Source organism: uncultured Porphyromonas sp. (assembly GCF_938039215.1).
Lineage (GTDB): Bacteria > Bacteroidota > Bacteroidia > Bacteroidales > Porphyromonadaceae > Porphyromonas.
Genome location: NZ_CALHVI010000021.1, coordinates 16,556 through 31,746, shown reverse-complemented (window position 1 = coordinate 31,746; position 15,191 = coordinate 16,556). Strand labels below are relative to the sequence as shown.

12 protein-coding genes are annotated in these 15,191 nt (G+C 55.1%); 5 read left to right on the top strand and 7 right to left on the bottom strand.

The window, feature by feature from the left end; all coding sequences use genetic code 11:
* Positions 1-467: 467 nt before the first annotated feature.
* The 7 genes from Q0336_RS02960 to Q0336_RS02930 all read right to left on the bottom strand — a co-directional run bounded on the left by Q0336_RS02960 (position 468) and on the right by Q0336_RS02930 (position 9,996).
* The gene (locus Q0336_RS02960) at positions 468-2,075 is read right to left on the bottom strand and encodes a sialidase family protein (protein ID WP_298525495.1); all 1,608 of its coding nucleotides are present in this window, start codon (positions 2,073-2,075) and stop codon (positions 468-470) included.
* Between the two features lie 10 nt (positions 2,076-2,085).
* Positions 2,086-4,809 (bottom strand): peptidase M49, encoded by a 2,724-nt coding sequence (locus Q0336_RS02955; RefSeq protein ID WP_298525492.1) that lies wholly within the window; start codon positions 4,807-4,809, stop codon positions 2,086-2,088.
* 461 nt (positions 4,810-5,270) lie between these two features.
* Positions 5,271-6,071 carry a nucleoside triphosphate pyrophosphohydrolase gene (gene mazG / locus Q0336_RS02950; protein ID WP_298525490.1) on the bottom strand — a complete coding sequence of 267 codons (801 nt, stop codon included), beginning with the start codon at positions 6,069-6,071 and terminating at the stop codon, positions 5,271-5,273.
* Positions 6,072-6,097: 26 nt separating this feature from the next.
* A complete protein-coding gene (locus Q0336_RS02945; RefSeq protein ID WP_298525526.1) occupies positions 6,098-8,161 on the bottom strand; it encodes a cytochrome c biogenesis protein CcdA in 2,064 nt (687 codons plus the stop codon).
* An 89-nt stretch (positions 8,162-8,250) separates the two neighbouring features.
* Positions 8,251-9,273 carry a pseudouridine synthase gene (locus tag Q0336_RS02940; RefSeq protein ID WP_298525488.1) on the bottom strand — a complete coding sequence of 341 codons (1,023 nt, stop codon included), beginning with the start codon at positions 9,271-9,273 and terminating at the stop codon, positions 8,251-8,253.
* Positions 9,270-9,620, bottom strand: a complete 351-nt coding sequence (locus tag Q0336_RS02935) for a hypothetical protein (RefSeq protein WP_298525486.1) — start codon at positions 9,618-9,620, stop codon at positions 9,270-9,272. Before Q0336_RS02935 ends, Q0336_RS02940 begins: the two co-directional genes overlap by 4 nt.
* Before the next feature lie 13 nt (positions 9,621-9,633).
* The gene (locus Q0336_RS02930) at positions 9,634-9,996 is read right to left on the bottom strand and encodes a septum formation initiator family protein (protein ID WP_298525484.1); all 363 of its coding nucleotides are present in this window, start codon (positions 9,994-9,996) and stop codon (positions 9,634-9,636) included.
* Between the two features lie 626 nt (positions 9,997-10,622).
* Here Q0336_RS02930 and Q0336_RS02925 point away from each other — a divergent pair.
* From Q0336_RS02925 to Q0336_RS02905, 5 genes are read left to right on the top strand one after another with little or no spacing between them, the layout of a single operon-like run.
* Positions 10,623-12,308 carry a putative transporter gene (locus Q0336_RS02925; RefSeq protein WP_298525481.1) on the top strand — a complete coding sequence of 562 codons (1,686 nt, stop codon included), beginning with the start codon at positions 10,623-10,625 and terminating at the stop codon, positions 12,306-12,308.
* A gap of 7 nt (positions 12,309-12,315) precedes the next feature.
* Complete coding sequence (gene queC / locus Q0336_RS02920) at positions 12,316-12,975, top strand: 7-cyano-7-deazaguanine synthase QueC (RefSeq protein WP_298525478.1); 660 nt, start codon at positions 12,316-12,318, stop codon at positions 12,973-12,975.
* A gap of 16 nt (positions 12,976-12,991) precedes the next feature.
* Complete coding sequence (locus Q0336_RS02915; protein ID WP_298525476.1) at positions 12,992-13,744, top strand: exodeoxyribonuclease III; 753 nt, start codon at positions 12,992-12,994, stop codon at positions 13,742-13,744.
* Between the two features lie 27 nt (positions 13,745-13,771).
* Positions 13,772-14,467, top strand: a complete 696-nt coding sequence (gene tsaB / locus Q0336_RS02910) for a tRNA (adenosine(37)-N6)-threonylcarbamoyltransferase complex dimerization subunit type 1 TsaB (RefSeq protein WP_298525474.1) — start codon at positions 13,772-13,774, stop codon at positions 14,465-14,467.
* 5 nt (positions 14,468-14,472) lie between these two features.
* Positions 14,473-14,907, top strand: coding sequence for a single-stranded DNA-binding protein (locus Q0336_RS02905; RefSeq protein ID WP_298525472.1), 435 nt, complete (start codon positions 14,473-14,475; stop codon positions 14,905-14,907).
* Positions 14,908-15,191: the final 284 nt, after the last annotated feature.

The window sequence follows — 15,191 nt, the reverse complement described above, 5'->3', positions numbered from 1 at the left end:
GATAAGTGATAGAGGACATGTTGCGCCGACATTCCGTTTGCTCTGCTTAAAGCGTAACAAAGCTAAGGAATAAAGTACACTTAGGCAAAACTCTTTAGCTAATTAAATACTTTAATAAATAATCTTTACGTATAGGTCTCTTCCCCAGTGAGAAAGCCACACATAAGCATCAACTCCCACCCTTCTTGGATATAGGTCGAAGCTCTTCTTCTGGGGGCAAACTAGCCCTAGGGAGCAAGGCTAGAGAAGCTCCCTAGACAAGCCATCCAACAAGCCCCTATCACAGGCCTATAGCGAGGGGATAAAAAGAGACCTACGGTACATCGCCCAAAAAACCTACTGTGGGTCGCATCGACGACCTACCGTGGGTCGTCGATGCGACCCACAGTAGGTTTTCTTAGGACCTCTTGGAGGGTGCATCATTTCTCCCCTTCAGTGGGAGGGAGAAGATGGGGTGTTTGCTCGTACTAACGGCTCGTGCTAGGAGTCCCCGAGAGGAGCCAGTCTAGAGAGACACGAGTGAAGTAAATATCGAAGGCAGGGCGGTCATTCTCTTCGCTGATGATCCCGATGGTACCATCAGGGAAGATCATCACTTCGCTGTAGACTGCTTCACCTCGGCAGATCTCGCGAGAGATAGGCCAAGTCTTCCCCTCATCCTTGCTGAGGAAGAGGCGAAGATGATCACGCGTTGGGCTGGCAGGCAGGGTGTGCAGGAGGTACTTCGAGCGCTCTCCTCGGCCCTTGCCGATAGGCTGATAGCGGGTGAAGGCACCGTTGCAAGCATTCCCCGTAAGTTCGGGCCACGTGCCAGCAGGCATCCAGGTCTTCCCGCCATCACGTGTTTGGATATAGGTGCGGGCGTTAGCTCCAGAGGCACGGTTGCGACTAGAGACGAGGAGCGAACCATCAGAGAGCTCGACGACCTTAGACTCATCACCATCATGGCGAGCAGGTGAAGAGATCTTCCACGTCTTACCCTTGTCGTCCGAGTAGACGAGGATATTGTCCATCGCTCCACCCCAACTCTGATCCGTACGCTGAGCTGCTACGAAGACAATGCGCCCCTTTGAGGTGATGATTCCATTCCCCGAGGCAAAGAAGCCACCCCAAGCGTAGGGGGCGAGATAGACCTGCTTGGTGATATTATCTAGGGGAGCCCAAGTCTTCCCTCCATCTGTACTCTTGGTGAAGTACATCTGTGAAGGCTCCTTGGAGATCGAGGGATAAGTCCAAAGACCTGACCCACCGATCATCACCATATAGATGGTCTTACCATCAGTGGCCATGGCTGCATCGCCATAGCCATGCTCCTTCGTACCCGCTGCGACGGTGATAGGAGCACTCCAGGTATGACCACCATCAGTGCTACGCTTGACTTCGACATCGATATCAGCAGGGAGGTCACCGTCCTTCTCCTTGCGTCGGTCGATACTCGCTACCAGCGTACCATCCGATAGGCGGACGATCCCTGGGATGCGGTAGTGCTTCGAGCCTGCCTCACCTGGTGCCCAGACGAGCGTACGCTGCAGGACGATCTCCTGAGTATGACGCTCCGTAGTGAGACCTTCTAGCTCGAGATTGTCAGCGATGATGGTCGCTACTTCGGCCGATACATGATGACCTTCCTTTGCCTTAGGAGCAATGTCTGCGACTACCCAGAGGGCATCCTCTTCCTTCAGCTGTCTTGAGATCTTGAAGGGGACGAGCGTCTTCTTCCCGACCTTCACTTGGGCAAGCAGTTCACCTGGATCACGGGGATCGAAGCGATCCTTATTCTTCGTGCGGTAGATCTTGAGCGCCGTGACATCACGGAGGTCTGTAGTACCTGTGAGGTCGATCGTCAGCGCTTCGAGCTGGTAGCCTCGTGTGTGCGTCGTATAGATACCAAAGAGCGCTTGGTCAGCACCTCGACCGATAAGGTTACCATTGACCGGCTGCTCGAAGTAATAGAAGGGGAAGCGTACCTTGCGGGGCTTCTCCATCTTGAGTTCAGCAGATGCCGTAGCCTGCGACTGAGAAGCGAAGGAACTGAGACAAATCCCAAAGGCTAGAAAAGCGAGTATTCGTTTCATCGGAGTGGAACTAATAAGTAGAGAGATATTCTTCAAATTCAAAGCGCAGGTCAGCTGCAAATTCCTGCTGGACGGGATTGTCTGCCGCTTCCCAAGCAGCAAGTTCAGCCGAAGCTAAGAGAGCTGTACGCATCTCAGTATCCGTGCGACCCCAACGCTTGAGCATCAAGAGGACGGACCGCTGGAGTGCCGTAGGATAAGGGACTTCATCCGAGGAGAGGAAGGCTAGACTCTCCCGAAGGAGCTTAGTACTCCAAGCCTCCGTCTCGAGCACAAAGCCTCGAGAGAACCAACGGGCTAAGATGGTAAAGGCTACGGGTAAGACATCCTCCCAGCGCTGATCGGCTTCGGCGAAGATCCAGTCCAGTGCCCAGTAGGGAGAAGAGGGCGTGCGATCGAAGAGGTGCTTCGCAAGATAATCCCTTAGCTCGGGGTTAGCGAACGAGGTGCGGGCTAGCTCGGTAGCCACTTCGTACGTCACAGCCTCAGCTGGATAGATGAGCTGACCGATCAACTTGAGCTCTCGGACATCTCGAGAGAGGAGATAGGCAGCTAGCTCCGTACGCTTGGGCTGCTTCTCGGCAAGGCGTAGGATATAGTCGAGCGTCAGACCGAAGTTGATTCCGTAGTGCAAGCCCTTATCTCGCATAGATGAGACTACCTGACCATCCATCACATGGCGTAGCTGCGTCCGTAGCTCCTTCGCTTCGAGGAGTGCCTGCTCAGAGGGCATAGGGTGACGAAGCTCTTCCGCCGTCACAGGATCAAGAGGCAGGGTAGCATACTCTCGGCTATAGCGTAGCATCTGCTCGGCATAACCTTCGGTGTAGTCGGCACGAACATCCGTGATACCACCCTCTTCATCATAGACTAGCTCCAGCTTGGGGTTTACAAAGCCCTTGTAGGGAGCGATGTGGAGCTGCTCATAGCGAGCAAGGACTTCTGTATGGAGCTTCGGGTCAATAGCGATCGCATAGCGCTCGACGAGTGCACGACCTGCCTGCTGATCCCCTTCACTCTTGATGCGCTGTACTTCGGCGAGGAGTTCAGCGAGGATCGGACGAAGCGCCTCGTAGTCATGGATGACCAGCTCTAGCCCCTTTAGCTCGACAGCACCGAGTGCACTCCCCTTCTCCAGCACGTAGCGAGCGATAAGCGCACGATTGCGCATGTGCGCTTCCTCGAGCACATGACCAGGACGGATGCGCACGAGCTGAGTGACCAGCCCATTGAGTAGGTAGCGGTAGTAGCAAGCCTTGTAAGCCTCCCGATCGGGTAGTAGGCCCAGCTCCACGAGGTACTCGTCCGCCATGTAGTAGAGGGCAAAGAGATCGGCACGTGCCTCCTCCAGAGTCGAATGATAAGCCCCAAGGGCATCAGCCGAGACACCAGAGAGGAGCTTCCCCGAGCCATGCCCTAAGCATTCGTGCAGGTCGGTATGTAGATGCTCCGTGACCTCGCCGTACTTCGTGAGGAGCTCACGTACCGCAGGATCGGGGATGAAGACCTCATCCATCCCACTGTGCTGCGAGGCGATATGGTAAGCACGATGAATGTTGTCGATCGTCACGGACTTAGAGCCATGCGTAGCACGTATCCAGTCAGCGTTGGGCAGGTTGATACCGATCGGTGTAGCGGGGTAAGAGTCACCAGCCAGCATAGCGACCGAGACTACGGTAGCTGAGACACCTCGTGGCTCCTCCTTCTTGAAGCGGGGATCAATAGGAGCATGATCCTCGAACCACTTTGCCTCGGAGCAGATCTTCTGCGTCCGCTCACTGGCTTCGTGGTCACGGACATGCACGAGACTCTCCCACATCCCCTTCGTGCCCAGAGGATCGGTGTAGACTTCGGTGAAGCCATTGATGAAGTCTACTTCGGGCTTCGTATCCTCTACCCAAGAGATACAATAGTCATTGTACTTCTCCAGATCGCCCGTCTTATAGTAGTCAATGAGCGAGAGAATGGTACGACGCTGGTCATCCGTCTCAGCATAGGCAGCTGCCGACTTCAGAGAAGCGATGATGCGTGTGAGGGCCTCTCCATAGAGTCCGCCCTGCTTGTAGACCTGCTCATAGAGCTCACCATCTTCGTTCTTCCCTAGGCGACTATTCAGCCCAAGCGAAGGAGGAGCTTGACGCTCGAGCTCGGAGAGTTCCTCATAGGCACGGGCATAGAAGCCTTCTGCTTCCGCTTGTGTTACCCCCGAAGCATAGAAGTTCGCCGAAGAAGCCTTCACCAGATCCTCATCGCCACTCTGCACCGTACGTCGGGGAGCGACCTTGGGGTCAAAGATCAGCTGGAGTAGTTCATCCAGCTCTTGCCCACGATAGCGAAGGAGCTGTCCTTGGGCCTGCACCTCGGCAAGAACTTCAAGAAGGTATTCCTTGGAGAACGTAGGCTCGAACTTCTCCGAGCCATAGTGGTGATGGATGCCCGATGAGAACCAAAGGCGGAAGAGATACGTCTGTATTGCTTGGAAAGCATCAGAGTCTCTATCCCCCGAGTAGGTCAAGTAGATCCCCTCGAAGAAGGCACGTAGACGCAGGCCGTGACGGCCATTCTGATCGAAGGTAATGTCCCGTCCTGCTAGTGCCGCTTCACTGAGGTGATAGATGAATAGCTTCCGCTCCAAAGGGAGGGCAGCAAAGCCTGGGATCTCGTAGCGGAGGATCTCAATGTCCGCAAAGCGCACCACAGAGGCTCCATGGACATCGGTATAAGTAGTGGTCATACTCGTATTTAATAAATCGGTCGTCGTACCTGTCTTTGTAGCTTCGCTCACCCGAGTAAAGCTACCCAAGAGGAGGTACTGACTTAGAAGTAAATCACTGGGGTCTAGTGCTCGGAGTTTGGACTACCAAACAAGAGTTCTAAAGAGCTCAGCGAAGAGCTGGGCACAGCTCTCGGGGCTAAAGTCTCGTGCTATGCGATCCCTACCCTTTTGCTCTCTAGCGCTACGCTCCTCTGGGTGCTCCAGCATCCAGAGGAGCGTAGCGCTAGGGCGGAGGCTTCCTTAGGAGGGACAAGCAGTCGAATGGGTGAGTCTGGGTGAGACATAGGCATGTGAACGCATGAAAAGCATTGAGCCTACTAGCCCTATCAGCCTCTAGAGGTTAGGCAAATAGGACCAGTAGGCCCAATGGAGAGACAGAGTAGATGGGACAAAGGATGGACTAGTGCATAGGCTAGGCTTTAAGCCTTAGCTTCAAGCTCCTTAGCCTCATCCCAGAGTGCATCCATCTCCTCTAAAGTGAGCTCCTTAAGCGAGCGACCCAGCTCCTTCGCCCGAGCCTCGATGTGGCCAAAGCGGCGGATAAACTTGGTGTTTGTTCGCTCAAGAGCATTATCGGGGTTGACCTTGTACTTACGAGCTACATTGATGATGCTGAAGAGGAAGTCGCCAAACTCAGCCTCTGTATCTTCCACAGAGCCCGAGGTGACAGCTTCACGGAGCTCAGAGAGCTCCTCCTCTACCTTCGTCCAGACATCCTCTGGGTGCTGCCAGTCGAAGCCTACCCCTCTAGCCTTATCCTGAATGCGGTAGGCCTTGATCAGAGCAGGCAGAGAAGCTGGGACACCTGAGAGGACGGTCTTATTGCCGTTCTTCTCCTTCTGCTTCAGCTCCTCCCAGCGTTCTGTGACGACATCAGAGGGAGCTGCCTCAGTCTCGCCATAGACATGGGGATGACGGAAGATCAGCTTGTCACAAAGCGCATTCGCAACATCGGCGACATCGAAGGATCCCTGCTCTTCTCCAATCTTGCTATAGAAGACGACATGGAGGAGGACATCCCCCAGCTCCTTCTTGATCTCTTGGGGAGCACCCGAGAGGATCGCATCGGAGAGCTCATAGACTTCCTCGATGGTATTGGTACGAAGGCTCTCTGTCGTCTGCTCCCGATCCCAAGGGCACTCGGCTCGGAGGCGATCCATGACATCCAGGAGGCGACCAAAGGCCGCTAGCTTCTCTTCTCGACTATGCTGTACGCTCATCTTTAAGTAGTAGGTCGGTAGAGGGATTACTTACGCTGCTCAAACTCGCTCAAGCCAGCCTTAAGGAACTTGATATAGGCGGGTACATCCTCGTCATAAGCTCTCGAAGGGCCGAGGGGCTTACCCTCGTGGTCGAGGAGTACATAGAAGGGCTGAGCATTAGCACCAAACTTCATACGCTGGAAGTAGCTCCACTTGTCCCCTACCGTGCGAAGCTTGACCTTCTCGCCGTTCTCCTGGACTTCGATAGGTTCCTTCAGGGGAGTCTTCTCGTCGACCATGAGGGTGATGAGGACATAGTCATTCTCTAGGATGCTCTTCACATTCGGGTCGATCCAGACGGAGGCCTCCATCTTACGGCAGTTGACACAGCCGTAGCCAGAGAAGTCAATCACAACAGGCTTGCCGACCTGACGAGCATAGGCCATACCAGCATCGTAGTCATCGAACTTGGCATGTATTTCTCCGTTGTACAGGTTCAGATCCTGCGTGCGAAGAGGAGGAGCGAAGGCACTGATAGCTCTCAGAGGAGCACCGACGAGCCCAGGCATCATGTAGACAGCGAAGGAGAAGGAGACGATAGCTAGGAAGAGCGCAGGGATAGGAGTCTTCTCCTGAGGGCTGTCGTGTGGGAAACGGATCTTGCCAAGCAGGTAAAGCCCAAGCAGGATGAAGATGACGATCCAAAGCGAGAGGAAGACCTCACGGTCGAGGATGCGCCAGCCATAAGCTAGGTCAGCGATAGAGAGGAACTTCAGGGCGAGAGCTAGCTCAATGAAGGCAAGCACTACCTTGACGGAGTTCATCCATCCCCCACTCTTCGGCATCGACTGCAGGAGGTTGGGGAAGATAGCGAAGAGCGTGAAGGGCAGGGCGAGTGCTAGAGCAAAGCCAAGCATCCCTACTGCTGGAGCAAGGATCCCCGTGGAGGAAGTCGCAGCCTGCACAAGGAGCGTACCGATGATAGGACCCGTGCAAGAGAAGGAGACCAAGGCCAGCGTGAAGGCCATGAAGAAGATGCTGATGAAGCCAGAGGCAGAGTCTGCCTTCTCGTCCATCTTCGTCGTCCATGAGGAGGGAAGAACCAGCTCAAAGGCTCCGAAGAAGGAGATAGCGAAGATGACAAGTAGCAGGAAGAAGGCTACGTTGAAGTAGGCATTCGTAGCTAGATCATTCAAGGTCGCTGGACCAAAGATCGCAGAGACGATCAGACCCAGAGAGACGTAGATGACGATGATACCGACCCCGTAGAGCAGGGCATCACGGATGCTCTTCTTCCTGTCGGAAGTACGCTTGAGGAAGAAGCTCACGGTCATCGGGATCATTGGCCAGACGCAAGGGGTGACCAGAGCCACGAGCCCTCCGAGGAACCCTCCTAGTAGCAGCATCCATAGCGATCCGTCGGCTTGGTTGAGCGCCTTGTCGCCATAGGCCTTGAGCTCTGGGATCACAGGTGCCCAGAGGTCAGAGACAGCGATCTGAGCGGAGTCAGTCGCTACGCTTGCGGTGGCTTCAGCTACTGCAGGGAGACTATCGGAGGGCTGAGCCTCCCCCATGGCGGGAGAGCCAGCAGGGGTCTCAGCGTTTTGCTCGGTCGCCTGCACTGCAGGCGCGGACTCCCCCAGCTTACCTAGCTCCTTAGTTTGGATGGTAAACTCCCAGTTCGTTGGTGGCAGGCACTGCTCGTCGTTGCAGACCATGTAGCGTACAGCTCCCACGAGGGCGAACTTTGTAGGGTCAGTGATGCGGATCTTCTGACGGAAGGATACCTTCCCGCTATAGAAGCGAAGCGTCATCTCGAAGTTCGGGTCAAACTTCTCTATGGGCTTCTGGCTAGCGACTAGGCCTCCGACGAGTTCGGCACCAGAGATCTTGTCGACGATGAGGTGTGTAGGTGTAGGTCCGCCCTTAGGGAGATCGGTACCATAGAGGTGCCACTCCCCCTTGACCTGCGCAGTGAAGACGAGGACCTTCTCCGTAGGGGACTTATCCTCCACAGAGCGAGTCCAGCTGACAGCATCACGTACCATCTGTGCGCTCATGCCTGTAGCAGAGAGCAGAAGGCCTAGAGCGAAGAGCAGGCTTCGCATGGCCGTGGAAGCCCAACGGGCAGGAGCAAGAGCTCCCCTTTCCTGTTTTTGTTGTGTGATCATTATATTTTACGATTAACTATTGGAGTCTATTTTCTCACTGGTTTCTTTGGACTTTTAGTTGGGGGCTTAGTTCCCTTGACGAGCTTCCTAAAGAGCGAGGGAATAGGTTGTCTGAACTCTAGAAGCTTGCCCGTCACGGGATGGACAAAGCTCAGATGCGTTCCTTCGAGTGCTACTCGTCCGAGCTCCTTCTCCTGCGAACCATTGCGCCAGTCTCCTACGATCGGTAGACGAAGCTGAGCGAACTGTCGGCGTAGGCGATTATTGCGCCCCGTGAGGAGAGCTACAGAGACAAGCACACGGCTCGCCCCCGTCATCAGCGTATGCCACTCAGCTCGTCCCGCTACACGATCGTCATCGGAGCTAGGCTTCTTGGAGACCGCAGGCTTACCTTTCTTCGCAGCACGATCCTTCTTCGCATCTACCTCGGAGGCAGGAGGCAGGAGCATCCCATTCCCCGCTTGAGGTAGCCCTTCAAGCACAGCGGCGAAGTGCTGGCCACGGACATAGCGTCCCCAGTGGTCACTCAGTTCACACTGCAGGTCACGACTCTTGGCGAAGACTACAAAGCCCGCACTGTCCTTATCAAGGCGATTGATATGGTAGACCTTAGCCCGAGGGTTGAAGCTCTTCTGGTGCTCGGCGAGAAGGAGAAGTGCTGTCTTATCCTTCTCTTCGCCACTAGCTACAGTAGGCAGGCCAGCATCCTTATGGATGACGATGAGGTATTCATCCTGATAGAGGATCTCGATGCTCTTATGAGTAAACGTCTTAGGCAGAGGCGCTGGATGAATGTTCACTTCATCCCCCTGCTTTAGCGGGGCATCGAACTGGGTCGTGGGCTCTAGACCGATCGAGATGAAGCGGTCATGTAGGAGCTGCTTGACGGTGGTGCGGCTCTTGTCGGGCAAGGCCTTGATGAGGAAGGGGAGCAAGGTCGTCGGCTCTGGGCTATCGACGTAGAGTCGAAGTAGAGGCTTCTTGCCTCCAGGTACCGTTAGGCGCTCCGATCGGATCTTCTCCTGAGGTGCTATAGGGTTAGATTTCATTGTTTCTTTCGTTCGTCGAGATAGAGGAGTACATTCCCATAGATCATATAGATGAGACCTAGTGCCAAGAAGACTAGCCATAGTCCTTGCCCAAAGGTAGCGAAAGCATCAAAGCGAGCTGCGGCAGAGAGCAGGAAGAGGAGTCCCGAGAAGACTCCCATACGCACTGCTCGGCGAAGCGTCCCAGTGAGTTCATCCGTGGGAGTCAGGAGGTAGTAGGCGGCATAGCCAAAGGCACCCAGCCCGTAGAGCACATCGAAGAAGGGGTGCCCAGTCACGGCCAGAGCGGCTCCGCTGAGGAGCAGGAGGACACTGACGATATAGAGGTACTTGTACTGCTTATTCATAATGGGAACTACTCTATCTGGAGGGATCCAAGCTATCTGGAGCGAGGATGAAGACCTCCTCCCCAGGGATATGCATATAATATTGTTCACGAGCGATACGCTCGATATGTTCTCTATTGTCTCGGATGTCGCTTAGACGGGCGCTGTCGGCTTCGTACTGAGGGCGATAGCGGTTGTATTCACTTTGGATAAATGCCTTACGTCGCTCGTTCCTCAGATAGTTGAAGAGGTTGCTATCCCCAACCAAGAAGATCAAGACAAAAGCCAATACACCTGTGATGATGTAGCGCAGGGAAGGATGCTTACTACTAAAGGCCTTTAGGGCAGAGAGAGCCGCACGGAAGCGCTCTCGAGACTTGGGCTTAAGCTCTGTCATTTATTCGACACTACTATAGGTATGCACACGAGGTACAATATACCGCTAAAATACACAAATTGTCCGACTTGTTCAGCCCATGAGCATGCTTCCCCTTTGGGAACTCGGATTGAAGAAGCCCTTCTCCACCGATCCTCATGCATAGATCGTGGGGAGTCTCAGTGATCAAAGGGCTCATAGACGGAGAAGACCCGCATCTATCAGCCTCAAGGACTTTAGCTAGTCGGAAGAAAGGACATGGGATCATTTTCCCTAAAGGGGTAGCAGTAGTACCTCTCAGGAGGCACCAGTAGCGCCTCCCGAGAGGCAACAATAGCGCTTCGCTTGATGGAACACTGCAAATAGGAAGGCATCGCTCGGGCGCTCACCTCTCCGAGACAAAGCTAGCTTATCCAGATGATCCCCTCAGCAGTCTGCCCGCTTAGGCTATATAGAGCGCTTAGTCCCTAAGTCTGTCGGAGGTCAGCACACAGGGCAACTCTCCCCCTTCATTTATGGGTAGAGGTAAAAGACAAAGACTTGCCTCACGAAGGTCTCTTCTTTGCTTAACAAATCGCAACAAAAGTGGTACTTTTGCCGAGGCAGAGTCTTTAGACTCCCTGCTGACCAATCATTCACTACATTCAATGGAGGCAATAAATTCGTGGCTACGAGATGTCTTCGTCACCCCATCGGTGCTGGAGACCCTCGTTTGGCTTACCCTCGTCTCAGCTGTAGGGCTGACGCTGGGGAAGCTTCGGATAGGCAAGATCTCCCTCGGGATCACCTTCGTCTTCTTCGTCGGGATCTTAGCGGCTCACTTCGGAGTCCGAGTCAATCCTGAGATGAACAGCTTTGCCCAGACCATCGGCCTTTCTCTCTTTGTTTATGCGCTTGGGGTCGAAGTAGGCCCTTCCTTCTTCCCTTCACTCAAGAGTCAAGGGATCCTATACAATACGCTCGGACTACTCGTCATCGCTATCGGGCTGATCCTCGTGCTCATCCTGCACTTCCTCTGCGGGATCTCCATACCGAACCTACTGGGGATCATGTCGGGAGCTGTGACTAATACGCCTATGCTCGCTGCCGTGCAGAGTACGATGCAGGACACCCTCGGCCCCAGTGGTGCTCGCGAGGTAGCCGACCTAGCACTAGGGTGTGCCCTCACCTACCCGCTCGGTGTCGTCGGGATGATCTTAGCGATCATCATGCTCAACATGCTTGACCCACGACGGAGCAAACCCGCCGAGGATAAGTCCGCTCGCAATACCTATATCACGGAGCTGGAGCTGACCAATAGCGCCCTCTTCGGAAAGACAATCCTCGAGGCCGTGCGTCTAGAGGACAAGCACTTCATCATCTCTCGTATCTGGCGAGGAAACAACCTCATCATCCCCTCTTCGCAGACGGTCTTGACCGAGGGAGACCATCTCCTCGTACTCATCCACCCCGAAGACTTAGAGGAGATGGAGGCCTTCTTTGGAAAGCGAGCCGAGAGCCGAGACTGGAACCGTCCCGACATCGATTGGGATGCCATCGACTCCCAGCTCATCAGCAAGCGCCTGATCATCACCAACTCCAAGGTCAATGGAGCTAAGCTCGGAGCCCTTCGCCTACGCAATCAGTACGGGATCAATATCACCCGTATCGATCGTGCAGGGATTGAGATCCTTGCCACTCCCGACCTCTACCTCCAGCTCGGGGACCGTCTCTCGGTCGTCGGGGAAGCTCAGGAGGTCGAGCGTGCGGCTAAGTTCCTCGGGGACTCGATCAACACGCTAGACAAGCCGAAGCTCTTCAGCTTCTTCTTCGGACTTACTCTGGGCTGCATCATCGGATCTATCCCCCTCACGATCCCAGGGCTAAGCATGCCCATCAAGCTCGGGCTCGCTGGTGGTCCCATCATCATAGGCATCCTCATGGGAGCCTTCGGAGCACGCCTCCGCATCGCCACCTACATGAGCAATAGCGCCACACAGCTGATCAAGCAGCTGGGCATCATCCTCTACCTCGCAGGTCTAGGGCTCGCTAGTGGCTCGCACTTCTTCGAGATGATCATCCATGGAGATGGCCTTCTCTGGATCGGCTTAGGCTTCCTCATCACCGTCCTGCCGACGATGATCGTAGGGCTCATCTCCCTCTTCGGCTACAAGAAGACACATGCCGAGACCGTCGGGATGCTCTGTGGCGTGATGGCCAACTCCATGGCCCTAGACTACGCCATGTCGATCAACGAGTCTCGCTCCAGCTCGGTAGCCTATGCGATCGTATATCCTGTGGGTATGTTCGTGCGTATCATCTCTGCTCAGATCATCCTGAGCTTCTTCCTCTAGCCTGCTTATGAAGACAAAAGACGGACTCATCGTCCTCTCAGGAGGAATGGACAGCGTCACCCTCCTCTATGAGTATCAAGATAGCTTAGCTCTAGCAGTGTCCTTCGACTACGGATCGAAGCACAATGCACGGGAGCTTCCCTTTGCTCGCCTCCACTGCGAGCGACTGGGCATCGAGCACCTCACCATCCCACTCTCCTTCATCGGGCAGTACTTCCGTAGTGCTCTGCTTGAAGGGGGAGGAGCCATCCCCAAGGGAAGCTACGATGAGGAGAACATGGCGGCGACCGTCGTTCCCTTCCGCAACGGGATCATGCTCTCCATCGCCGCAGGGCTCGCTGAGAGCCGAGGACTCCAGAAGGTCTATCTAGCCAATCACTTCGGTGACCATGCGATCTATCCCGACTGCCGTGCCTCCTTCATCCGCCCGATGCACGAAGCGATCCTTCAGGGGACAAGCAATGCCGTCGAAGTGACAGCTCCCTACACCGATATATCTAAGGGTGACATCGCTCGCCACGGCAAGCAGCTCGCCATCAATTACGCTGAGACCTGGAGCTGCTACGAGGGTGGTGATATCCAGTGTGGCTCGTGCGCTACCTGCATCGAGCGCCGTGAAGCGATGCAGGAAGCAGGGATCGAGGATCCCACCCACTACAAGCAATAAGAATAGTCAAGAACGAATGAAATTCATCTCCTGGAACGTCAACGGCCTTCGTGCCGTCTTTGGTAAAGGCTTCCCCGATATCATAAAAGAACTAGATGCTGACTTCGTCTGCCTGCAAGAGACCAAGATGCAGGCTGGACAGCTCGATGCAGATCTCCCGACCTACACCTCCTACTGGAACTATGCCGAGAAGAAAGGGTATTCGGGCACGGCGATCTACACGCGTCATGAACCCCTCTCCGTAGCCTACGGGATCAATATCGCTGAGCATGATACCGAGGGACGAGTCATCACGCTGGAATACCCCGACTTCTATCTCGTCACCGTCTATGTACCGAACTCCCAAGACGATCTACGCCGCTTAGGCTATCGTGTCACTTGGGAAGATGCCTTCAGAGCCTACCTCAAGGAGCTGGATGAGAAGAAGCCCGTGATCGTCTGCGGAGACCTCAATGTCGCCCACCAAGAGATTGACCTCAAGAACCCCAAGTCCAACCGCAAGAATGCAGGCTTCACCGACGAAGAGCGTGGGAAGTTCCAAGAGCTCCTTGATGCAGGCTTCGTCGATACCTTCCGTCACTTCCACCCCGATCAGCGGGACATCTACTCTTGGTGGTCCTACCGCTTCAAGGCTCGTGAGCGCAACTCCGGCTGGCGTATCGACTACTTCGTCACCTCCTCTAGGCTCGTGCCCCGACTCTCCTCGGCGACGATCCACACTGAGATCTATGGCTCCGACCACTGTCCCGTAGAGCTTATCCTCGGCTAACCCGCTACACCCTAACTACCCGATATCATGATCCTTTGTATAGAGACCTCGACGACGATGTGCAGTGCCGCCCTCGGTCGTGGAACAGAAGTCTTAGCCACCCGATCCATAGCAGCCCCCGAAGGGGGACATGCAGCTGCCCTTGCCCCCATGGTCGACGAACTGATCAGCTGGGCCAAGAATGAGGGGCACAAACTCTCCGCCATCGCTGTAAGCGCTGGCCCAGGGAGCTATACGGGGCTTCGTATAGGAGCCTCTCTAGCCAAGGGCCTCTGCCTAGGCTTTCAGCTGCCACTCCTAGCCATCGACACGCTGGAGCTCCTCGCTCATCAGGCGATCACTGCCCTGCCCGAAGGTCAGGAGGCTACGATCTTCCCACTACTTGATGCCCGTCGTATGGAAGTCTATGCAGCCCGCTTCGATAGTCGAGGCAAGCGTCTGGCCGAAGACTATGCTGCTATCCTTGATGGGGAGCATCCTATCTTCGAAGATGCTCCGCACCCTATTCTCGTCGGGAATGGAGCTACGAAGACCCGTGGGCTCTGGCCTCAGCACAGCTACGAAGTTTGGGATGAAGGCTTCGCTCCCGAAGCCGCAGCGATGATCCCTCTTGCTAGCCAAGCTTTCGAGCGGGGGGACTTCGTAGACACCGCCTACTGGACTCCTAACTATCTGAAGGATTACGTGGCTGTCATCGCCAAGAACAAGGTCTTGAATCGCTAAGCCCGATGCCCCAGCTACCACCGACCAACCAAGTCATCCTCACGGGCGAAGTCACCGAAGAGCCGACTATTCACTACCTCGCTCCCGACTTCCCCGAGGTGCATCTTCGCCTCAAGACCGAGGAGCTCGTCACGGGACGTGAAGGGGGGAAGAGCTATACCCAGCGACTATGGCACCGCATCGTCGCTCGAGGCGGAGTCGGTATGATGCTGGAGCAAGCTCATGAGGGCTCCATCCTCTCCATAGCTGGGAGGATCGAGTATGTACGGGAGGCAGATCGAGCGGGCACAAGCACTCTGGTCACAGAGATCGTAGCCACCCATGCTCGTATCCATCAGCAGTCAAGCCAAGGGGCTAGCCCGAAGGCTTCCACTCCTTCCTCCCCTTCATTTGATGCCACAGCCTACCAGCCGACAGAGGACGAAGGTCCCCTCTCTTAGCACCGAGCCTTAGGCTACATCCATCACCACAGCGCCCCCTCCAGCTACCGCATGCTGGAGGGGGCGCTCTACTTTCCGCTTCCCAAGCGACCTCAAGAGGGGTCAAAAGGGATGCACGGTAGGTCGCAAGAAAAACCTACGGTAGGTCGTCCTGACGACCCACGGTAGGTCGCTTCGACGACCTACCGTAGGTTTCTTCCGCCCCTCTCCGTAGAGCTAAGCCAAGACCACCCACTCTTCCCTACCTTTTCCAGAGGAAAAACCCCATGCCTTTGCCTACTCAC